The organism is Aurantimonas manganoxydans SI85-9A1 (genome assembly GCF_000153465.1).
Taxonomy (GTDB): domain Bacteria; phylum Pseudomonadota; class Alphaproteobacteria; order Rhizobiales; family Rhizobiaceae; genus Aurantimonas; species Aurantimonas manganoxydans.
The window spans coordinates 1,702,989-1,724,893 of record NZ_CH672387.1 but is presented as its reverse complement, the minus strand read 5'-3'; the positions used below and the strand labels follow the sequence as shown (position 1 = coordinate 1,724,893).

Sequence of the window (21,905 nt, the reverse complement as noted above, 5' to 3'; positions counted from 1 at the left end):
GCCACGCCCATGCCGATCATGACCGCCGGCGTCACCAAGGCCAACGAGGGGATGGACGGCATAAGCTGGAACATCCTGGGCCAGATCTACGTGCCCAAGCAGCATGCCGAGAGCTCGTTCTCCTGGCACGCGACCTTCCCGGTCGGCACCTTCGTGCCGCCGCATATCCATCCGACCCAGGAAGAATTCGTCTACATGCTGGAAGGCCGTCTCGACGTGATCCTCGACGGCCAGGAGAGCCATGCCGAGCCGGGCGATCTCGTCCGCCTGCCGCGCGGCATCCCGCACGGCCTGTTCAACCGGACGGATTCCGACGTGAAGTGCTATTTCTGGGTCTCCCCGGCCCAGCGCCTCTACGATCTGTTCTGGGCGCTGCACAATCTCGGACCGACCGCCGACCCGGCCGAAGTCGTCGCCGTCTCGGCCCAGCACGAGGTCGATTTCCTGCCGCCGCCAGACGCGGAATAGGCGGGGACCAGGGGGCGCAAGGAGGCAAGGCCATGAAGGTGATCATCGCAGGCGCAGGCATCGGCGGGCTGACCGCCGCGCTCATGCTGCACAAGCGCGGCATCAAGGCCGAGATCTACGAACAGTCGCCGGCTGTCCGCGAGGTCGGGGTGGGCATCAACACCCTGCCCCACGCCATCCGCGAACTCGCCGAGATCGGCCTTCTGCCGGCCCTCGACAAGGTCGGCCTGCGCACCCGTGAACTGGTCTACTACAACCGCCAGGGCCAGGAGGTGTGGAGCGAGCTGCGCGGCATTGACGCCGGCCACCCCGTTCCGCAGTTCTCCATCCATCGCGGCCGGCTGCAGAAGCTGATCTACGATGCCGTCGTCGAACGGCTGGGGCCGGACGCGGTGAAGACCGGCCTCAGCCTGTCGGGCTTCATCCAGAACGAGGGTGGCGTCACCGCCCATTTCACCGATTTCGTCCGCGGCGACGCCGGAACCACCGTGCGCGGCGACATTCTCGTCTGTGCCGACGGCATCCATTCCACCGCCCGCAAGCGCTTCTACCCGGACGAGGGCGCGCCCTGCTGGAACGGCGTCCTGATGTGGCGCGGCGCCACCGAATGGAAGAGCTGGCGCGACGGTCGCACCATGGCGATCGGCGGCGGCATGGGCGCCAAGTTCGTGCTCTATCCGATCGCCGAGAAGGGCGACGGCACCCAGCTGATGAACTGGGTCGTCAACATCAAGATGGCCGATGGGGCCAAGTCCCCGCCGCCGAAGGAAAGCTGGTCGCGCCCGGCCCTGCGCTCGCTGGTCCTGCCCTATGCCAAGCGCTTCGCCATTCCCGACTACGACGTCCCGGCGCTGGTCGAGGCGACGCCACAGGCCTTCGAATACCCGATGTGCGACCGCGATCCCCTGCCCCGCTGGACCTTCGGCCGGGTGACGCTGCTCGGCGACGCCGCCCACCCGATGTATCCCGTTGGCTCGAACGGCGCCTCGCAGGCGATCCTCGACGCCCGCTCGCTGGCCGACTGCCTGGAGCGCGCGGAACATCCGCGCCAGGCGCTGTGGGAATACGAGAAGGACCGCCTGCCCAAAACTGCCGAGATCGTCCGCCTCAACCGCAAGGGCGGCCCGGAGCGGGTGATCGACGAGGTCGAGAAGCGCGCGCCCGCCGGCTTCGCCAATGTCGAGGACGTCATGAGCCGGGCCGAACTGAAGGCGATCGTCGGCGGCTATGCCGGCAAGGCGGGCTTTGCCGCCGAACCGGACCGCCTCGTCGCCGAACGCCGCGCCGCCAACGCCTGATCCCCCCGACCGCGGTCCTGAAGCGGCGGCCACGAACAGCGGCGGTCCCGAACACTAGCCGACACGCTTGCCGCAGCACGACCAGATAGTTTAGGCTTAAACAAATTCATCGGAGGTCGTCATGACCCCATCTGCCAGCCCTCGCCACGTCTTCGTCACCGGCTCCACCCGCGGGATCGGCCACGCGATCGCCGCCGCCTTCGTCGCCGCCGGTGACCGGGTGACGGTGCATGGCCGCAGCGCCGAAAGTGCCGAACGAGCCCGCGCCGAACTCGGCGCCCATGCCGGCGTCGCCGCCGACGTGACCGACGCCGCAGCGCTGGAAGCAGCGCTCGCGACCGCCGCCGAGCACGCGGGCCCTATCGAAGTGCTGGTGAACAATGCAGGCGCCGCCGAGACCGCTCCGCTGTCACGCCTCGACGTCGACCAGATGCGGCGGATGATGGCGTTGAATGTCGAGCCGGTGCTCACCGCGATCCGTGCCGTCGTACCGGCGATGAAGGCGGCTGGTACGGGCCGCATCGTCAACGTCGCCTCGACCGCCGGCCTCAAGGGCTATGCCTATGTCGGCGCCTATACGGCGGCCAAGCACGCCGTCATCGGCCTGACCCGCTCGCTGGCGCTGGAGCTGGCCACCGCCGGCATCACCGTCAATGCCGTCTGTCCCGGCTACACCGACACCGCGCTGATCGCCGGCTCCCTCGACCGGCTGGAGGAAAAGACCGGCCGCGACCGCGATGCAATCCTGAAGGATTTCACCCGGGTCAATCCGCTCGGCCGGCTGATCCGGCCCGAGGAGGTCGCCGACAGCGTGCTGTGGCTGGCCGGAGCCTGCGCCAGCGGTGTCACCGGCCAGGCGATCGCGATCGCGGGAGGCGAATTGTGAGTGTCACCCGGCAGACCCCGATCGACCATATCGACGCCGAATCCAAGGTCGGCGAGAGCCCGCAGGATCACCGCGCCGAACTGCGCCTGTGGCTGCGCCTCCTGACCTGCGCCAACCTCGTCGAGGCCGAGATCCGCAAGCGCCTGCGCGAGCAGTTCGGCACCACCCTGCCCCGCTTCGACCTGATGGCCCAGCTCGAACGCTCGTCCGACGGTATCCTGCTCGGCGAGCTGTCGCGGCGGATGATGGTTTCCAACGGCAATGTCACCGGCCTCGTCGACCGTCTCGTCCAGGAGGGGCTGATCGAGCGTCAGGTCTCCGAGCACGACCGGCGCTCGGCGCGCGTGCGCCTCACCGAGCAGGGCCGCGCGACCTTCACCCGCATGGCCTGCGCCCACAGCGACTGGCTGGCCGAACTCCTCGCCGGCATCTCGCCGAAGGAGCAGACCGAACTCTGGTCGCGGCTCGGCGACCTCAAGCACTCGGTCCATGACGCCAGCCGCGCCGGACCCGTACCATCAAAGCCAGAGGACGAGTGATGAAGCGCCAGAACGCGATCGCCGCACCGTTGCGGGACTTCGTGCCCGAGCATTTCCGCCTCGCGATCAACGACGGCGTCGCGGTGATCACCCTCGACCGGCCGGATCGCAAGAACCCGCTGACCTTCGAGAGCTACGCCGAGCTGCGCGACACCTTCCGGGCGATGCGCTTCGACGAGGACGTCACCGCCATCGTCGTCACCGGCTCGGGCGGCAATTTTTCCAGCGGCGGCGACGTCTTCGAGATCATCGAGCCGCTGACGAAGATGGAAGCGGCCGAACTGCACGCCTTCACCACCATGACCGGCGATCTCGTCAAGGAAATGCGCGCCTGCCCGCAGCCGGTCATCGCCGCCGTCGAGGGCATCTGCGCCGGCGCCGGCGCCATCATGGCCATGGTCTCCGACATGCGGATCGCGGCCAGCGGCGCCAAGGTCGCCTTCCTGTTCAACCGCGTCGGGCTTGCCGGCTGCGACATGGGCGCCTGCGCGATCCTGCCCCGCATCATCGGCCAGGGCCGCGCCTCCGAACTGCTCTACACCGGCCGCTTCATGAGCGCCGAGGAAGGCGAGCGCTGGGGCTTCTTCAATCGGGTGACAGAGGCCGGCGGAGCACTGGACGCCGCGATGGAGATGGCGGCCGCGCTCAACGCAGGTCCGACCTACGCCAATTCGGTGACCAAGCGCATGCTGCAGATGGAATGGGCGATGGGCGTCGACGAGGCGATCGACGCCGAGGCGATCGCCCAGGCCCTGTGCATGAAGACCGGCGATTTCCGCCGCGCCTTCGAGGCCTTCGCGGCCAAGCGCAAGCCGGTTTTCGAAGGGAACTGACGATGGCCGACCGCAGCTTCCTCGACTGGCCGTTCTTCGAACAGAGCCACCGCGACCTCGCCCGCAAGGCCGAGGACTGGGCTGCCGCCAACGTCGCCGGCCTCGTCGATCACCACGATGTCGACGGGACTTGCCGGCGGCTCGTCGCGGCCATGGGCAAGGCCGGTTTCCTCGCCTATGCCGCGCCGCAGGACGGTCGCTTCGACGTGCGCAGCCTGTGCATCCTGCGCGAGACCTTCGCCCGTTTCGACGGCCTCGCCGACTTCGCCTTCGCCATGCAGGGCCTCGGCACCGGCGCCCTGACGCTCTACGGCAGCGACGCCCAGAAAGCCTCCGTGCTGCCCGGCGTGCGCGACGGCACGGCGATTGCCGCCTTCGCGCTGACCGAGCCGGAAGCCGGCTCCGACGTCGCCGAGATTGCGCTCGCCGCAACCCCGGTCGGCAACGACATGGTGCGCCTCGACGGCGAGAAGACCTGGATCTCCAATGGCGGCATCGCCGACCATTACGTCGTCTTTGCCCGCACCGGCGAGGCGCCCGGCGCCAAGGGCCTTTCGGCTTTCTGCGTGCCGGCCGCCACGCCGGGCCTGACCATCGCCGAGCGGCTCGAGACCATCGCGCCGCATCCGCTCGCCCGCCTCCGCTTCGACGATTGCCGGGTGCCGGCATCGAACCGCATCGGAGAGCCCGGCGCGGGCTTCAGGATCGCCATGGCGACGCTCGACGTCTTCCGCACGACGGTGGGTGCCGCCGCCCTCGGCTTTGCGCGCCGTGCCCTCGACGTGACGCTGGAGCGCGCCCGCTCGCGCAAGCTGTTCGGCGCGCCTCTGGCCGACATGCAGCTCACCCAGACGGCCCTTGCCGAAATGGCGACGGCGATCGACAGCGCCGCCCTCCTCGTCTACCGCGCGGCCTGGACCCGCGACAGCGGCGCGCCCCGCATCACCCGCGAAGCGGCCATGGCCAAGATGGTCGCCACCGAAAACGCCCAAGGCGTCATCGACCGCGCCGTCCAGCTCCATGGCGGCGAAGGCGTGCGCTCCGGCTCCGTGCCCGAGACGCTGTACCGCGAGATCCGCGCCCTGCGCATCTACGAGGGCGCGACCGAAGTCCAGAAGCTCATCATCGCCCGCCAATTGCTGTCGCAAGCCGCCTGAGGAGTTCGCCCATGCCCGCCTCCTGCCATGTCGACACCTTCGTTCTGGACAACCTGCCGCCCGCGGCCGAGCAGCCGGACTTCATCAATCTCGACCGGCTCGGCTATCCCGAGCAGCTCAACGCCGCCGCCGAACTCGTCGACCGCCATGTCGCCGAAGGTCGCGGCGAGCGGCTCGCCATCCGCGCGCCGGGCGTGCGCTGGACCTATGCCGAACTCGCCCGGACGATCGACCGGATGGCCAATGTCCTGACCGGCGAACTCGGTCTCGTGCCCGGCGGCCGAGTTCTCCTGCGTTCGGCCAACAACCCGACCCTGGTCGCGCTCTACATGGCGGTCATCAAGGCCGGCGGCATCGTCGTCGCCACCATGCCGCTGCTGCGGGCTCGGGAACTCGTGCAGATCCTCGACAAGGCCGAGATCGGGCTCGCCTTGTGCGACGCGGCCCTGGTCGACGAGATGGGCAAGGCCGCGAATGCCGCCGCCCGGCCGGTCCGGATCGTCACCTGGGAAGGTCTTGCCGGCGGTGATCTCGGCGCGCTGATGGCAGGCGCGTCGGGCCGCTTCGAGGCCGTGGCCTCGTGCGCCGACGATCCCTGCCTGCTGGGGTTCACCTCGGGAACGACCGGCCTGCCCAAGGCGACGGTTCACTATCACCGCGACCTTCTGGTCATCTGCGACTGCTATGCCCGCGACGTGCTGCGCGCCGATGCCGACGACGTCTTCATCGGCTCGCCGCCGCTGGCCTTCACCTTCGGCCTCGGCGGGCTCGTCCTGTTCCCGTTCCGGATCGGCGCCTCGACGGTGCTGCTCGAACGCGCTGGCCCGCCGGACCTTGCCGCCGCCATCGGCGAATACGGCGCGACGGTCTGCTTCACCGCCCCCACCGCCTATCGCGCCATGCTGGCGAAGATCGACGAAAACGACCTCTCGTCCCTGAAGAAATGCGTCTCCGCCGGCGAGACCCTGCCGCGCCCGACCTTCGACGCCTGGCTGGAGGCCACCGGCCTGAAGCTGATGGACGGCATCGGCGCGACCGAGATGCTGCACATCTTCATCGCCGCGCCGCAGGAAGCGATCCGCCCCGGCGCCACCGGCAAGCCCGTGCCCGGCTACGAGGCCCGCATCGTCGATGCCGCCGGTAGGCCGCAGCCCGCCGGAACCGCAGGGCGCCTCGCGGTGCGCGGCCCGATCGGCTGCCGCTATCTCGCCGACCGGCGCCAGGCCGTCTATGTCGAGAATGGCTGGAACATCACCGGCGACACCTATGTCGAGGACGAGGACGGCTATTTCTGGTTCCAGGCCCGCAACGACGACATGATCGTCTCGGCCGGCTACAACATCGCCGGCCCCGAGGTGGAGGCGGCGCTTCTGGCCCATCCGCTGGTGCTGGAGGTCGGAGTCGTCGGCGCCCCGGACCCCGAGCGCGGCCGCATCGTCAAGGCCTTCATCGTCCTCACCAACCCGTCGGCGGCCGGGCCCGATCTCGCCAGGGAACTGCAGGACCATGTGAAGCGCGAGCTCGCGCCCTACAAATACCCACGCTCGGTGGTCTTCGTGGACGCCTTGCCCAAGACCGGTTCGGGAAAACTGCAGCGCTTTGCATTGCGCCAGCAGGCGGAGGCCGAAGCCGAGGACGCGACCCAGGGAGTGAACGCGTGAACATCAACCAGCAGATCGGCGCCAGTCCGACACGTTCGTCCGAAGCCGCAGAAGACGCCGCGCTCGATACCCTGCAGCCGCCGGGATGGAAGAAGCCCCGCGGCTACGCCAACGGCATGGCCGGTCGCGGCCGGCTGGTGCTCACCGGCGGCCTGATCGGCTGGGACGAGACCGAGACCTTTGCCGACGGCTTCATCCCGCAGGTCGAACAGACCCTTCGCAATGTCCTCGCCGTGGTCGCCGAAGCCGGCGGCGGGCCGGAGCATATCGCCCGCCTTACCTGGTATGTGCGCAGCATCGCCACCTACCGCGCCTCGACGGCCGAACTTGGCGCCGCCTATCGCCGCGTCCTCGGCCGGCATTATCCGGCCATGGCCCTGGTCGAGGTTTCCGACCTCGTTGAGCCCGAGGCGCTGGTCGAGATCGAGGCCACCGCCATCGTGCCCGAATAGGCCGCGCGGATCCGACTCGGACGGCCTGCGCCCCTCACATCCAGACAGATCCCGGCCCCGTGCCGCGCCACCACGACAGGAATCCCGCCATGTCCAACGCTTCGGCCGCCGCGCCTTCGCCGTCTGCGTCCCCGTCCGCCGGTTTCGACTGGGCCGATCCGTTCCGGCTCGAGGACCAGCTGTCCGAGGACGAGCGGCTGATCTTCGAGACCGCCCGCTCCTATGCCGAGGAGAAGCTGCGGCCGCGCATCGTCGAGGCCTATCGCAACGAGACCACCGACCGCGCGATCTTCAACGAGATGGGCGAGCTCGGCCTGCTCGGCCTGACCCTGCCCGAGGATTATGGCTGCGCCGGCGCGTCCTACGTCTCCTACGGGCTTGTCGCCCGCGCCGTCGAGGCGGTGGATTCGGGCTATCGCTCGATGATGAGCGTCCAGTCCTCTTTGGTGATGTATCCGATCTTCGCCTATGGCGACGAGGCCCAGCGCCGAAAGTACCTGCCCAGGCTCGCCACCGGTGAATATGTCGGCTGCTTCGGCCTGACCGAGCCCGATGCCGGCTCCGATCCCGGCGGCATGACCACAAGGGCCGAGAAGATCGACGGCGGCTACCGCCTGTCGGGCGCCAAGATGTGGATCTCCAACTCGCCCATCGCCGACGTCTTCGTCGTCTGGGCGAAGTCCGCCGCCCACGACAACAAGATCCGCGGTTTCATTCTCGACAAGGGCATGAAGGGCCTGTCGGCGCCCAAGATCGAGGGCAAGCTGTCCTTGCGCGCCTCGATCACCGGCGAGATCGTCATGGACGGCGTCGAGGTGGGCGAAGATGCACTGCTGCCGAACGTGTCGGGGCTCGGCGGCCCCTTCGGCTGCCTGAACCGGGCCCGCTACGGCATTTCCTGGGGCGCCATGGGGGCGGCCGAGGATTGCTGGAAGCGGGCGCGCGACTACACGATGGAGCGCACCCAGTTCGGCCGCCCGCTGGCCCAGACCCAGCTCGTCCAGAAGAAGCTCGCCGACATGCAGACCGAGATCGCGCTGGGCCTGCAGGGCTCGCTCAGGGTCGGCCGCCTGTTCGACGAGGGGGCCATGGCGCCGGAGATGATCAGCCTCATCAAGCGCAACAACTGCGGCAAGGCGCTGGACATCGCCCGCACCGCCCGCGACATGCATGGCGGCAACGGCATCATGGGCGAGTACCACGTCATGCGCCACGCCCAGAACCTGGAGACCGTCAACACCTACGAGGGCACGCACGACGTCCATGCGCTGATCCTCGGCAAGGCCCAGACCGGCCTCCAGGCCTTCTTCTGAGCCGCGCCGCAGAGAACGAGACAAGGGACGACGAGGCATGAGCCAGATGGTGGACGCGGCGATCACGGATTTCGACACGGCCTATGGCAATGCCGGCGCGATTGCCGGGGCCGAGACCTATCCGCCGCGCTGGCGCGAACGGGCAGCCGCCTTCCGACAGGAGCTGGAAGTGGCCGGTCGCGCCCACCTCGTCTGCCCCTATGGCGACGGCGAACGGGCGGCCTATGATCTCTTCCTGCCCGAAAGCACGCCCGCAGGTCTCGCCGTCTATGTCCATGGCGGCTACTGGAAGGCGTTCGGCCGGTCCGAATGGTCGCATCTGGCGGCCGGCGCGCTGGCGCGCGGCTTTGCCGTCGCCATGCCGTCCTATCCGCTGTGCCCGACGGTTCGCATCGCGGAGATCACCCGTCACGTCGGGCAGTTCCTCGACGCGGTCGCCGCGGAGGTTTTCGGCCCGATCCGCCTGTCCGGCCATTCGGCCGGCGGCCATCTGGTGACGCGGATGATCTGCACGGATTCGCCGCTCTGCGAAGCGACGATTGCCCGGATCGACCGGGTTCTCTCGATTAGCGGCGTTCACGATCTGCGTCCGCTCCTGAAGACGCAGATGAACGAGATCCTGGCCCTCGATCTCGCCGAAGCGCGTGCCGAAAGCCCGGCCCTGCTCGAACCGCAAGGCGAGGCCACCCTCACCTGCCTCGTCGGCGGGGACGAACTGCCCGAATTCCGCAGGCAGAACACGCTGCTTGCCAGCGCCTGGCGAGGGCTCGGCCTGCGCACCGCGGCGATCGAAGCGCCGGGGCGGCACCATTTCGACGTCATCGATGCGTTGGAAGACCCCGCCAGCGACGCGGTCGCGCTGCTGGCGGGGTGACAGGCATCCGGCTTAGCGGGCGGCGGCGAGGCCGAGGATCAGCCCGGTGGCCGCGGAGATCAGCAGATACTGGTTGTCGACCTTGATCCAGTTCTGCCCCCGGCCGGGCGCGCGCAGGCCGTGCCGGCGGAAATCCTGGACGTGCGGGTGACGCTTCCAGTTGCCGTAACGCTGGCCGGACCGGAACTTGGCCCGTGTAGCGGTCGGGCGCTGCGCCCGATGACGCTGTGCGCCGTGGTCGCGGGACTGGCTCTGCTGAGCGCTGGGACGGTTGTGGTCGTGCCGGCTCTGAGCCTGGGCTTGGGCCATCGGAGCGGCCAGCATGGAGACGGCTGCGATGGCGATGAGTGTGCGCTTGAACATGTTGTGTGTCCTCGTTGGTGGTGAGAGGACGGTAGGCTCCGGCACATGAACCGTATATGAACCAACATGTTACGAAGTGTAACCGCAGTCATGGTTGAAGCACGGAGCATCGCCGCGACCGCCCCGCGGCGCCTCCACGCAGAGCGGAGGCCGAACGCGTCAGGCGTCCTGCGCCGACGGCCACACCGTGCGGACCGTCTCGATGAACGCGGCGGCGACATCGCTCGGCCGGCGGTTGCGCGGCGAGAACAATTCGAACTCGCAGGTATAGCCGATCTCCTCCGGCCGGATCGCCCGCAGCGTGCCGGCGGCCACCCCCTCGGCCGCGTAATGGTTCGGCAGGAGGCCGATATAGCGGCCGGACTGGATCAGGATCAGCTGCGGCTCGATCTGGAAGACCGTCGCCTCGATGCGCCAGTCGAGCTGGCGCAGCGTGTCCTCGTCCCGCCAGTAGCCACGGTGAACGAAGGGCATGGCCGCAAGACGCGCATCGGTCAGCTCGGCATCGTCCGCGTCGAACGCCTCGTGCAGGCGCCCGCAATAGAGGCTGTGGCGCTCGTCATGCAGCCGGTCGTAGACGATGCCGTCGATCCGGTTGCGATAGCTGCCGATGGCGCAGTGATAGAGCCCGTCCAGCACCTTCTGCTGCAAATCCTGCGGCCGCTCCTGCGCGATCACCAGCCGGACATGCGGCGCGATCCGGCCATAGGCGGCGATGACGTCGGCCAGGCGGTTGGCCGGATCGGAAACCACCGCGTCGAGAATGCCGATCCGCAATTCGCCGCGCAGCTCGCCCCGCACCGAGGCGACGTCGGTGGAAAAGTCCTGGAGCGCCTTTTCGAGCTGGCGTCCGGCCTCCCAGACCGCGCGGCCCTTCTCGGTCATGTGGAAACCGCCGCGGCCGCGCTGGCACAGGACAAAGCCCAGCCGCTCCTCCAGCGCCGTCATGTGGTTGGAGATGGTGGACTGGCTGACATTCAGATCCACCGCCGCGGCCGCGAATCCGCCATGCCGCACCACTGCGTCGAAGACCTGCAGCAGGCGAAGATCACTTCCGGAAACGCGCATGAGCGACCGCACCACTTTGACGTTTTTCAATGTTTGAATTGATAGGCCGATATTCCACCATGCGTCCAGCGCAGCACATGATGAGGAAAAGGGCACAGGCCCGGTTTGAGCAATCCGCAAGCAGCCGGTCGCTATCATCGTCGGGTGAGCGGGCGGTGGGAGAGAGTATCCATGATCCGTTCGGAGGCTGCGATTTCCCGGTGAGAGGCCTGTCGAGCTTCCTGCAGAACCCCGCCGAGGCTGCGCCCTGCACGGGCCGCATGTCCCGGCCTGCCAACACCCGTCCGGATTGCCGGTGACCGCGCCGCTGCCCAATCCGCTGCTGACTGCCGTCTCGGTGCCGCCCATCGCGCGCGCCGGCCGCTGGATCGCCGCCTATGACGGTCGGCACGGTCCGCTGATCGACTGCAGCCAGGCCGTTCCGAACCATGCCCCGCCGGCCGGCTTTGCTAAGCGCCTGGCCGAAGCCGCCGCCTCCGCCGCGGGTGCCCGCTACGGCGACATTCTCGGCGACCGCGCGTTGCACGAGGCCTATGCCGGCCATGTCGCCACGCGCTACGACACGCCCGTCGCGGCGGGCCGCGTCGCCATCACCAGCGGCTGCAACCAGGCCTTCTTCGCCGCCATGCTGACCGTCGCGCGCGTCGGCGACGTGGTCGTGCTGCCGGCCCCCTGGTATTTCAATCACAAGATGACGCTGGAGATGCTCGGCATCGAGGCGCGTCCCCTGCCGACCGAGGCGGCCGACGGCTTCCTGCCCTCCGTCGCCGGGCTGGAGGCGGTGCTCGACCCGCGCTGCCGGGCGCTGGTGCTGGTCAGCCCGAACAATCCGACCGGCGCGGTTTATCCGCCGGAACGCCTCGCCGAACTCCTGGAAGTCTGCGTGGCGCGCGGGATGTATCTCGTCCTCGACGAGACCTACCGCGACTTTCTCGACCCGGTGCTGGGCAAGCCGCACGGGCTCTTCGCGAATGCAGAGGCGCGCGAAAACCTGATTGCGCTCTACTCCTTCTCCAAATCCTACGCCATTCCCGGCCACCGGGTGGGCGCAATGATCGCCGGCGAGGCGACGATCGCCGAGCTGGAGAAGGTCATCGACTGCATCCAGATCTGCGCGCCCCGCCCGGCTCAGGCGGCGCTGCCCTGGGCCATCGAAGAGCTTGCCGACTGGCGCGACGCGAACCGCGACGAGATCGCACAGCGGGCCGATGTCTTCCGCGCCGCCTTCGCAAGCCTGCCCGGTTGGGAGCTCGACCAGATCGGCGCCTATTTCGCCTATGTGCGCCATCCCTTCGCGGACCGGCCGGCCGAGGCGGTCGCCGAGGCGCTGACGCGCGAACTCGGGGTGCTCGTCCTGCCCGGCAGCTTCTTCGGCCCCGGCCAGGACCGGCATCTGCGGATCGCCTTCGCCAATGTGGATGCGGAGGGCATCCGCGAGATGGAGCGCCGGATCGGCCTCGGCCTGTCCGCCGGCGCCTTTTTACCAACGAACCAGACCGTCCAGCGAGGAATCTTCATGGATAGCGGCAAACTGGAAGCGCTGCGGCAGCGCTTCGCCGGCGACAACGAGCGGGTCATCTACGACAAGGGCTTCGCGGCCGTCGCCGTCCAGCTCTTCGACCCCAAGGGCACCCGCGTCGCCCCCTATGCCGGCGTGCCGACCCTGCTCGACGCCCCCCATCGCGCCATCGACTGGGCCGCGCCGGACCTCTCGAACCTCGACGTCGCGATGATCGGCGTGCCGATGGATCTCGGCGTCACCAACCGCAACGGCTCGCGCTTCGGCCCGCGCGCCTTGCGCACCATGGAGCGCGTCGGCCCCTACAATCACGTCCTCAAGACCATGCCGACGGCCAGCCTCAAGGTTGCCGACATCGGCGACGTGCCGTTCCGCAGCCGCTTCGATCTCGCCACCTCGCACGAGGATATCGAGCGGACCGCCGCGACGATCGCAGGCGCCGGCGTCCTGCCGCTTTTCGTCGGCGGCGACCATTCGATCACCCTGCCGATCCTGCGGGCGCTGGGCGCCGACCGTCCGGTCGGCATGATCCATATCGACGCCCATTGCGACACGTCCGGGCCCTTCGACGGCTGCAAGTTCCACCATGGCGGCCCGTTCCGGCAGGCGGTGCTGGACGGCGTGCTCGACCCCGAGCGGACCATCCAGATCGGCATTCGCGGCGCCTCGGAATATCTGTGGGAGTTCTCCTTCGAATCCGGCATGACCGTCATCCACGCCGAGGAGATCCCCGGCCTCGGCCTCGACGCGGTGATCGCCAGGGCCCGTGCCGTCGTCGGCGACGGTCCGGTCTATGTCTCCTTCGACATCGACAGCCTCGATCCGGCCTTCGCCCCCGGCACCGGCACGCCGGAGATCGGCGGCCTGACGACCCGCGAGGTGCAGATGATCCTGCGCGGCCTCGCCGGGATCAACATGATCGGCGGCGACGTGGTCGAGGTCGCACCGCAATACGACGCCACCACCAACACCGCCCATGCCGGCGCGCAGATGCTGTTCGAGCTTCTGAGCCTTCTGGATTTCACGCCGGACCGTTCCGGCGCCGCCCGCTGATCGAAGTCACGTTGCAACCAAGGAGATGAAGTCATGACCCGGAAGTCCCCGCTCATCCTGAACCGGCGGCATCTGCTCGCCGCAGCCGGCGCCGCGGGCGCCACGCTGGCCATGCCGTCGATCCTCAGGGCTCAGGAGAAGAGCCTGAAGGTCGGCGTCTATGGCGGCTACTTCAAGGATTCCTTCGACAAGAACGTCTTCCCGGCCTTCACCGAAGCCACCGGCATTGCCGTCGAGAGCGTCGCCGAGCCGACCGGCGAAGCCTGGCTGGTGCAGCTCGAGCAGGCCGCCCGCGCCGGTGTCGCCCCGGCCGACGTGTCGATGATGTCCCAGGTCGCCATGCGCAAGGGCCTCGCGACCGAGCTCTGGCAGCCGCTGGACATGGACAAGATTGCCAACTCCGGCGACGTCCTGCCGCCCTTCGTGGTGAACTATCCCGACGGCCGCGTCGCCGGCGTCGGTGCCGTGGCCTGGTACATCAACCTCGTCACCAACACCGACACCTATCCGGAGGCGCCGGAAAGCTGGGCGGCCCTGTGGGACCCGGCCAACAAGGAGAAGCTCGGCCTTCTCGCCCTCGTCTCCAACTCGTTCCTTCTGGAAGTCACCGCCAAGACCTTCTTCGGCGGCACCGACGTGCTCGACACCGAGGAGGGCATCCTGAAGGTGATGGACAAGCTCGCCGAGGTGAAGCCGAACGTCCAGCTCTGGTACCGCGACGAAGCCCAGTTCGAGCAGGCGCTGAAATCCGGCGAGATCCCGATGGGCCAGTACTACCACGACGTTACGGGCCTTGCCGCGGCCGACGGCTTCCCGGTCCGCTCGACCTTCCCGAAGGAAGGTGGCATTTCCGACTCGGGCTGCTGGGCGATCTCCAAGGCCTCCGAGAAGGGCGAAATCGCCCACGAGTTCATCGACTACATGACCCAGCCGGACGTCCAGAGCCTGCTCGCCCGCAAGGTCGGCACGGCCCCGGTGATCAAGCGCGACCTTCTCGATCTGACCGACGAGGAATTCGCGGCGGTCTCCTCCGAGATCGACCCGATCGTTCCGCGCTATGATCTCTATGTCGAGAAGTCCGACTGGCTGAACCAGAAGTGGACCGAACTCATCGTCGGCTGAGCTCGACGCCCGCCCATTCCACCGGCCGCCTCGTCAGGGGCGGCCGGACACCAGAACCAGGAAACGTCCAGGCCGATGAGCGCACTCGAACTTGCCAACGTCACCAAGCGCTACGGCTCGGTCCTCGCCGTCGATGACGCCGTCCTCGACGTGCCGGCCGGCAGCTTCGTCTGCCTGCTCGGGCCGTCGGGCTGCGGCAAGACCACCTTGATGCGGATGATCGCCGGCCTCGAAACCCCGACCGCCGGCACCATCCGCTTCAACGACGAGACCATCAACGACCGTCCGGTCCACCGCCGCGATTTCGGCATGGTGTTCCAGTCGCTGGCGCTGTTTCCGCATCTGAGCGTCGGCGAGAACATCGCCTATCCCCTGAAGATCCGCGGTCGCCCCCGCGCCGAGCGCGATGCCCGCGTCGTCGAACTGCTCGATCTCGTCCGCCTGCCCGGCGTCGCCGACCGGCCGGTGGCGCAATTGTCGGGCGGCCAGCGCCAGCGCGTCGCCATCGCCCGGGCCCTCGCCGTCTCGCCCAAGCTGTTCCTTCTCGACGAGCCCCTGTCGGCCCTCGACGCCAAGCTGCGGGAGGCCATGCAGGTCGAACTGCGCCAGTTGCAGGAGCGGCTCGGCATCACCACCATCGTCGTCACCCACGACCAGCGCGAAGCCATGACCATGGCCGACACCATCGTCGTCATGAAGGGCGGCCGCATCCAGCAGATGGACCGGCCGATCGACATCTATCGGCGCCCCGCCAACGCCTTCGTCGCCGACTTCCTCGGCCAGACCAATCTCCTGACCGCCCATGCCGCCGATGGCGGCGCCACCATCGCCGATGCGCCGGTCCCCGGGCTGACGCTGCCGGCCGGCGTAGCCACGGCGCAAATCTCGATCCGGCCGGAGGACGTCAGCGTCGAGCGCGAGGGCGCTGCGCCCCTGCCCGCCACCGTCGAGTTCGTCCGCGACATGGGCTCGGCCGTCGAGGTGTATCTCGCCACCGCCGCCGGCCGCATCGTCGCCCAGCGCGCCGCCGGCCGGAACGATCTCATGGTGGGCGACGCCGTCTCCCTGGCGCTCGATCCCGCCGCCATCGTCGTCTTCCCCGCCGGAGCCTCCGCGTGAGCGCCGCCGCGCCCGGAACGAAGGCCGGAGGCTGGCGCGAGCAGGCGCCGCTGATCTTTCCGGCGCTGATGCTGCTCGCCTTCTTCGTCGTGCCCTTCGGCCTGATGATCGCCGTCTCGCTGTTCGAGCGTGTCGCCGGCGGCTTCTACCAGCCGGTGCTGACGACGGCGAACTATGCCCGTTTCCTCAGCCTGTTCTTCGGCAAGATTCTCGTCTTCTCGCTCGGCCTGTCGGCGCTGGTCTCGGCCCTCTGCCTGATCGTCGGCGCGCCCTTCACCTATTTGCTGACGAAACTTCGCCGGAGGTGGCAGGTGCCCTGGCTGGTGGCGATGCTGGCTGTCCTGTCCCTGTCCGAGGTGATCATCGGATTTTCCTGGTCGACGCTGCTCAGCCGCACCGCCGGGCTCTCCAACCTGTTCGTGTCCCTCGGCCTGATGGACAACCCGGATGCCTGGACGCCCGGCTTTTTCGCCGTCCTCGCCGGCATGACCTACCAGGCCTTCCCCTATGCGGTGCTGGTGCTCTACCCGTCCTTCTCCCGGCTCGACCCGTCGCTGGCAGAAGCCGCCCGCACCCTCGGCGCCTCGCCGCTCAGGGCCTTCTTCACGGTGATCCTGCCGGCGCTGCGGATGGCGCTGATCGCCACTTTCATCATCGTCTTCGTCTTCGCTCTGGGCGCCTATCTCCTGCCGCAACTCCTCGGCCGGCCGGAGCACTGGACCCTGTCGGTGCTGATCACCGACCAGGCGATCTACCAGTCGAACATGCCGTTCGCGGCGGCGATGGCGGTGTTCCTGGTGGTCACCAGCCTGTCGCTCGTGCTGCTGACCACGACGCTCGGCCGGAAGGGACGCGCGGCATGATCGGCACGTTCCTCACCCGCCTGTTCTTCGCCGCCGTCGGGCTGTTCATGGCGGCGCCCATCGTCGTCATCGCTGGCGTCTCGATCAACGAGAAGCGCAGCCTGACCTTCCCGCCCGAGGGTTTTTCGCTCGCCTGGTACGGCCAGATCTTCGCCGACGACGGGTGGCGCGGCGCGCTGACCACCTCGGTGCTGATCGCCCTCGGCGCGGCGACCATCGCCGTCCTCATCGCCCTGCCGATCGCCTATGCTCTGTGGCGCCGGGTCACGGCGATCGGCCGGGCGGTGCAGTTGCTCGGCGTCTCGCCCTTCGTCCTGCCGCCGGTGATCACCGCGCTCGGCGCTTTGTCCTTCTGGGCGACGATGGGCAGCTACGGCGCCTGGTACACGGTGGTCATTTCCCACGCGATCTTCTTCACCAGCCTGCCGCTGGTGACCATCTCGCTCGGCTTCCAGACCATCGACCGCGAGGTGACCGAGGCCGCGCGCTCCATGGGCGCCAACGACAGGACCATCCTGACGACCATCGTGCTGCCGATGATCGCCCCCTACATCGTCTCGGGCTTTGCCTTCGCCTTTGTCCTCTCGCTGAACGAGTACATCGTCGCCTACATGACGGTGGGCTTCACCCTGGAGACGGTGCCGATCAAGATCTTCAACGCCCTGCGCTACGGCTACACGCCGACCATGGCCTCGGTCTCGATCCTCTTCGTCGCCGTGGCAGTGGTGGTGTTCGGCTTCGTCGCCCGCTTCGGCGATCTGCCGCGCCTTCTGGGCGCCTGGTCCAACGGAGACGGCAAGTGAAGGTCGCCGTCATTCAGATGGACGCCGCGATGACCGGCGCGGCGGACCGGCACTCGGCGATCCTGCGCAGCCTCGAGGACGCCGCCGCCGCCGGCGCCGACCTCGCCGTCCTGCCCGAGCTCGCGCCGACCGGCTATGGCGCGGGCCAGACGATCGCCGACACAGCGAAGGACGCAGACGCTGGCCTTGCCGAGTGGCAGGATGCGTCCGACCGGCTCGGCATCGCCATCGCCATGGGGCTTGCGATCCGCATGGCTCAGGGCGTCGACAATGCCGCCGCGCTGATTGCACCGGGCCGTGCGCCGGTCCTCTACGCCAAGCGCATGCTCTATGGCGACTACGAGAAGGGCCTGTTCCGGCCCGGAGATGCGCCCTCGCCCATCGTAGAGATCGCCGGCTTACGCTGCGGCCTGCTCGTCTGCTTCGACGTGGAATTCCCCGAACTGTGCCGCGACCTCGCGCTGCGAGGCGCCGAGGCGATCATCGTGCCGACGGCATTGCCCAGGAGCGAGGGCGCGCGCTTCATCGCACAGAACGTCGTGCCGGTGCGCGCCTTCGAGAACCAGCTCTTCGTGGTCTATGCCGACCATTGCGGCAGCGACGGCAGCTTTGCCTATCAGGGCCTGTCGGTGATCGCGGCCCCGGACGGCTCGGTGCTGGCCTCGGCCGGCGAAAGCGACGCGGCGACGATCCTTGCCGAGCTCGACCCCGCCGCATACGGCGCCAGCCGCGACCAGAACCCCTATCTCGCCGAAGTCAGCGCTCGCCTCTCGCCCCGTCGCTGACGCACCATCCCTGACGCGGCCCCGTGTCACCCTGCGGTCAACGGTTCCGTCCCGGCCGGCCGACGCCGCTGCCGCCGGGCGCGCAGCGCCTTGTCGATCTCCATGACGACCAGCACCGACAGTGCCATCGGCGCCAGCAGCGCCCATTGCTCCCAGGGGATCGGCGCAAGATCGAGCACGTCGCGCAGGCCCGGCGTGAAGGCAGCGCCGATGTGGATCGCCTGCGCCGCGACGATCGAGGCGAGCAGCGGCCAGTTGTTCGCCAACGGCACACGGAAGGCCGAGATCGTCTCCGACCGGCAATTCATCACATGCACGTTCTCGAAGGCGACCATCAGGAACAGAAGGACGTTGCGGGCCTCGAACTCGCTCCAGCCTGCCGAGATCGCCCAGGCGAAGACGAGATAGCCGACGATCCCGATCACCGCACCCGACAGGGCCGTCTGGCGGATCATCAGGGCGTCGAAGATCGCCTCGCCGGTGCGCCGCGGCGGCCGCGACAGGAGGCCCGGCTCCGGCTTCTCCAGCGCCAGGGCGACATGCTGGCCGCCATTGGTCACGAGATTCAACCAGAGCAGTTGCACCGCCGTCAGCGGCACCGGAAAGCCGGTGAACAGCGCCATCAGGAAGAACACCGCCTCGGCAGCGCCCGTGCTGATCGCCAGATAGATCACCTTGCGGATATTGGCGTAGGCGGCGCGGCCCTCCTGGATGCCGGCGGTGATCGAGGCGAAATTGTCGTCGGTCAGAACGAGATCGGCCGCGTCGCGGGCCGCATCGGTGCCGTCGCGCCCCATCGCGACGCCGAGATCGGCCCGGTGCAGCGCCGGCGCGTCGTTGACGCCGTCGCCGGTCATCGCCACCACATGGCCACAGCGTTGCAAGGCCTCGACGATCCGCACCTTGTGGCTCGGCTCGACGCGGGCGAACACGGACGTCGCCGCGATGCGCGCGTCTGTACCCGTCGCCGGATCGTCCAGCTGGCGGCCGGTCATCACCTCCTCGGCCCGGGCTGCGATGCCGAGGTCGCGGGCGATCGACAGCGCCGTGGCCGCATGATCGCCGGTGATCATCTTCACCGCGACGCCGGCCCCACGGCAATCGGCGACGGCCGCCTTTGCTTCCGTGCGCAACGGGTCGATGAAGCCGACGAGACCGAGAAGGGTCAGCCCTTCCAGTGCCCGGTCCATTCTGGGCCGGCGACCCGCGGCCTCGTCCACTCCGAGGGTTCTGGCGGCAACCGCCATGACACGATAGCCCTGCCCGGCCATCTCGTCGGCGAGCGACAGCACCGCATCGACATCGATGCCGAGGCAGTGCGGCACCAGCACTTCCGCCGCTCCCTTGACGTGCAGGCGGAGGACGCCGTCCTGTTCATCGAGGCTCGCAGCATATTTACGCTCCGCCGAGAATGGCAATTCCGCCGTCCGCCGTGCTGTGTGGCGCAGCTCCGCAACGTCGAGCCCGGTCTTCATCGCCAGAACGAGAAACGCCAGATCGACGGTGTCGCCGCTGCGCCCCGCCGCGCCGCCGTCCGGATCGAAGGCCGCGTCGTTGCAGAGCGCGGCCGCGGCGGCGAGGTCCCGGGCCGCCTCCTGCGCCGGCGGGGCGAGCGGCACACCTTCCTGCAGCAGCCGGCCACCCAGATCGAAGCCGGCGCCCTCGATCGCGACGGCCCCGTGCCCGGGCAACCACAGCCGCTTGGCCGTCAGCTGGTTGCGGGTCAGCGTGCCGGTCTTGTCGGTTGCCACAACCGTACAGGCGCCCAGGCCCTCGACGGCGGGCAGATGCCGCACGATGACGTTGCGCCGGGCCATCCGGCGCGTCGCCACAGACAAAGCCACCGTAACGGCCACCGGTAGTCCCTCGGGAATGACCGAGACAGCCAGCGCCACCGCCACGAAGAAGGTCGCGTGCAGCGATGCGCCCGTACTCAGCTGCTGGGTCACGACGACCGCCACCAGGGCGAGCGCGACGAGGCCGAGCATGCGGGTGAAGCGATCGAGCTTGACGGTCAGCGGCGGCGGCGCCGAGGCGTTCTGCAGCGAGCCTGCGATATGTCCGAGCTCGGTATGGGTGCCGGTGGCGATCACCACCGCCTGGCAGCCTCCGCGATGCAGCGTCGAGCCGGCGAACAGCATGGTCGCCCGCTCGGCAAGGGGCGTGTCCGGTGCCAGCGCCACGCCGGCGGCCTTCGCCACCGGCAGCGATTCCCCGGTAAGCGCGGATTCGTCGGCCTGGAGTTCGGATGCGGACAGGAGGCGCAGATCGGCCGGGACCCGGTCACCGGCCTCCAGGATCACCACGTCGCCGGGGACAAGCGCCTTGCTGTCCGTCAGACGCACCGTCCGCTGCCGCCAGACGCGGCAGACGGTCGTGATCGCCGTGCGCAGCGCGGCGGTATTGGCTTCCGCGCGCGATTCCTGCGCCGCGCCGATGGCGGTGTTGATGGCCAGGACGATGAAGATGAAGACCGCCTGGTCGATCTCCGCAAGGACAAGCGATACGGAAGCGGCGGCGAGCAGCAGATAGATCAGCGGGCTCTTGAGCTGACCGAGGACGATCAGCGCCAGCGAGCGCGACGGCGGCTCCGGCAGCGCGTTCGGACCGTACTGGGCCAGTCGCCGTGCCGCCTCGCCATCGCCAAGCCCGGCGGCGGTCGTGGCGAGCCTGCCGAAGGTCGCGGCCGCGTCGAGCGCGTGCCATCCATCCGCCGGCAGCGGACCCGGCTCCGGGTCTGCGCTCATGGGGCTCATCGGATCGCTCGCAGTCATTGCGCGGCCCGGAGGCGCGAGGGATGGTCGTGCCGGCAGGATATGTCCTGCCGCACCACGGGCGCACCGTTCGCCCGGGCGGGCGAAACCGCCTTGCGCGTCATCGGCCTATCGCGACATCAGAACCGGCACGGTCATGTGCTGCAGGATATGCCGGGTGACGCCGCCGAACAGCATCTCGCGCAGCCGCGAATGGCCGTAGCAGCCCATCACCAGAAGATCGTGGCCGTGATCGACGAGTTGCGCCAGGACCTCGTCGCCGACGGAAATCTCGCCGCTGTGCGAACGGGCCGCCTCGGCCCTGATGTCGTGCCGTGCCAGCGCCAGCGCCATGTCGTCGGCCGGGGCCAGGCCGGCCCTGGCGCCCGCCTTGTCGGGGTCGATGCAGAGCACCCGCACCAGCGACGCGTCCTTCAGAAGCGGCAGCGCGTCGAACACGGCGCCCGCCGATTCGCGGCTGCCGTTCCAGGCGACGAGCGGCTGCTTGCCCACCTGCGCATATTCACCGGCATAGGGCACGAACAGCACCGGCCGCCCGGTTTCGATCAGGAGATCGGTCAGCGGCACGTCGGCCGCCCCGGCCGCCTGACCCACCACGACGAGATCGGCGACGAGCGCATTCCGGGTCCAGACCGTGTCCGCATCGCCCGCCATGGGCTCCTCGCGACGCCATTCGGTCGAGACGCCGGCGCCCGCGGTCGCCGTCTTGAAGACCTCGGCAATGGCGTCGGCCTCGCTCTGCGCGGCCTGCCGGGCCTGGTCGATGTATTCCAGCGACACCTCGGTCGGGATGCTGACCACCACGTCCTGGACGACATGCAGGCCGACCAGATGCGCGCCCTGCCGCTCGGCGATCGTCAGCGCCGTCCGCAGGATCGCGCCGGCGCGCTCGCTGTTGTCGAGGCAGACCAGTATCGTCCGGTACATGGAAATCTCCCTTGGCTGGGCCGCGACG

At 68.8% G+C, this 21,905-nt stretch carries 20 protein-coding genes and 1 pseudogene; 17 read left to right on the top strand and 4 right to left on the bottom strand.

Going from position 1 to position 21,905, the window contains the following annotated elements; genetic code table 11:
- Positions 1-9 precede the first annotated feature (9 nt).
- From SI859A1_RS08185 to SI859A1_RS08140, 10 genes are all read left to right on the top strand, one after another.
- The gene (locus tag SI859A1_RS08185; protein WP_009209331.1) at positions 10-468 is read left to right on the top strand and encodes a cupin domain-containing protein; all 459 of its coding nucleotides are present in this window, start codon (positions 10-12) and stop codon (positions 466-468) included.
- A gap of 32 nt (positions 469-500) precedes the next feature.
- The gene (locus tag SI859A1_RS08180; protein WP_009209330.1) at positions 501-1,766 is read left to right on the top strand and encodes a flavin-dependent oxidoreductase; all 1,266 of its coding nucleotides are present in this window, start codon (positions 501-503) and stop codon (positions 1,764-1,766) included.
- A 121-nt stretch (positions 1,767-1,887) separates the two neighbouring features.
- Positions 1,888-2,652, top strand: a complete 765-nt coding sequence (locus SI859A1_RS08175; RefSeq protein ID WP_009209329.1) for an SDR family NAD(P)-dependent oxidoreductase — start codon at positions 1,888-1,890, stop codon at positions 2,650-2,652.
- Positions 2,649-3,191: a MarR family winged helix-turn-helix transcriptional regulator gene (locus tag SI859A1_RS08170; RefSeq protein WP_009209328.1), complete on the top strand. Its 543-nt coding sequence runs from the start codon at positions 2,649-2,651 to the stop codon at positions 3,189-3,191. The genes SI859A1_RS08175 and SI859A1_RS08170 overlap by 4 nt, the downstream gene beginning before the upstream one ends.
- The gene (locus SI859A1_RS08165) at positions 3,191-4,024 is read left to right on the top strand and encodes an enoyl-CoA hydratase family protein (protein ID WP_085931391.1); all 834 of its coding nucleotides are present in this window, start codon (positions 3,191-3,193) and stop codon (positions 4,022-4,024) included. Before SI859A1_RS08170 ends, SI859A1_RS08165 begins: the two co-directional genes overlap by 1 nt.
- A gap of 2 nt (positions 4,025-4,026) precedes the next feature.
- Positions 4,027-5,181 carry an acyl-CoA dehydrogenase family protein gene (locus SI859A1_RS08160; RefSeq protein ID WP_040325555.1) on the top strand — a complete coding sequence of 385 codons (1,155 nt, stop codon included), beginning with the start codon at positions 4,027-4,029 and terminating at the stop codon, positions 5,179-5,181.
- 11 nt (positions 5,182-5,192) lie between these two features.
- Positions 5,193-6,842: an AMP-binding protein gene (locus SI859A1_RS08155; protein ID WP_009209326.1), complete on the top strand. Its 1,650-nt coding sequence runs from the start codon at positions 5,193-5,195 to the stop codon at positions 6,840-6,842.
- Entirely contained in the window at positions 6,839-7,294 is a 456-nt protein-coding gene (locus SI859A1_RS08150; RefSeq protein ID WP_009209325.1) for a RidA family protein, read from the top strand. Before SI859A1_RS08155 ends, SI859A1_RS08150 begins: the two co-directional genes overlap by 4 nt.
- A gap of 89 nt (positions 7,295-7,383) precedes the next feature.
- Complete coding sequence (locus SI859A1_RS08145) at positions 7,384-8,607, top strand: acyl-CoA dehydrogenase (protein ID WP_009209324.1); 1,224 nt, start codon at positions 7,384-7,386, stop codon at positions 8,605-8,607.
- 37 nt (positions 8,608-8,644) lie between these two features.
- Positions 8,645-9,481, top strand: a complete 837-nt coding sequence (locus tag SI859A1_RS08140) for a hormone-sensitive lipase (protein ID WP_009209323.1) — start codon at positions 8,645-8,647, stop codon at positions 9,479-9,481.
- Between the two features lie 12 nt (positions 9,482-9,493).
- Here the strand turns inward: SI859A1_RS08140 and SI859A1_RS08135 are convergent, their stop codons facing one another.
- Positions 9,494-9,844: an RcnB family protein gene (locus SI859A1_RS08135; RefSeq protein WP_040325553.1), complete on the bottom strand. Its 351-nt coding sequence runs from the start codon at positions 9,842-9,844 to the stop codon at positions 9,494-9,496.
- A gap of 159 nt (positions 9,845-10,003) precedes the next feature.
- Entirely contained in the window at positions 10,004-10,912 is a 909-nt protein-coding gene (locus SI859A1_RS08130; protein ID WP_040325550.1) for a LysR family transcriptional regulator, read from the bottom strand.
- Between the two features lie 295 nt (positions 10,913-11,207).
- Between SI859A1_RS08130 and SI859A1_RS22080 the strand changes: the two are divergent.
- The 7 genes and pseudogenes from SI859A1_RS22080 to SI859A1_RS08100 all read left to right on the top strand — a co-directional run.
- Positions 11,208-12,353, top strand: a pseudogene (locus SI859A1_RS22080) (aminotransferase); the annotation flags it as partial.
- Between the two features lie 69 nt (positions 12,354-12,422).
- A complete protein-coding gene (speB, locus tag SI859A1_RS22075) occupies positions 12,423-13,484 on the top strand; it encodes an agmatinase (protein WP_420804766.1) in 1,062 nt (353 codons plus the stop codon).
- Positions 13,485-13,517: 33 nt separating this feature from the next.
- Positions 13,518-14,606, top strand: coding sequence for an ABC transporter substrate-binding protein (locus SI859A1_RS08120; protein ID WP_009209320.1), 1,089 nt, complete (start codon positions 13,518-13,520; stop codon positions 14,604-14,606).
- A 75-nt stretch (positions 14,607-14,681) separates the two neighbouring features.
- Entirely contained in the window at positions 14,682-15,725 is a 1,044-nt protein-coding gene (locus SI859A1_RS08115) for an ABC transporter ATP-binding protein (RefSeq protein WP_009209319.1), read from the top strand.
- Between the two features lie 68 nt (positions 15,726-15,793).
- Positions 15,794-16,588 carry an ABC transporter permease gene (locus SI859A1_RS08110; RefSeq protein ID WP_050767692.1) on the top strand — a complete coding sequence of 265 codons (795 nt, stop codon included), beginning with the start codon at positions 15,794-15,796 and terminating at the stop codon, positions 16,586-16,588.
- On the top strand, positions 16,585-17,391 hold the full coding sequence (locus SI859A1_RS08105; RefSeq protein WP_009209317.1) for an ABC transporter permease: 807 nt from the start codon (positions 16,585-16,587) through the stop codon (positions 17,389-17,391). The genes SI859A1_RS08110 and SI859A1_RS08105 overlap by 4 nt, the downstream gene beginning before the upstream one ends.
- Complete coding sequence (locus SI859A1_RS08100) at positions 17,388-18,176, top strand: carbon-nitrogen hydrolase family protein (RefSeq protein ID WP_009209316.1); 789 nt, start codon at positions 17,388-17,390, stop codon at positions 18,174-18,176. The genes SI859A1_RS08105 and SI859A1_RS08100 overlap by 4 nt, the downstream gene beginning before the upstream one ends.
- A gap of 26 nt (positions 18,177-18,202) precedes the next feature.
- Here SI859A1_RS08100 and SI859A1_RS08095 read toward each other — a convergent pair whose 3' ends face one another.
- A complete protein-coding gene (locus SI859A1_RS08095; protein WP_050767483.1) occupies positions 18,203-20,923 on the bottom strand; it encodes a cation-translocating P-type ATPase in 2,721 nt (906 codons plus the stop codon).
- Positions 20,924-21,058: 135 nt separating this feature from the next.
- Entirely contained in the window at positions 21,059-21,877 is an 819-nt protein-coding gene (locus SI859A1_RS08090) for a universal stress protein (protein ID WP_009209314.1), read from the bottom strand.
- Positions 21,878-21,905 lie beyond the last annotated feature (28 nt).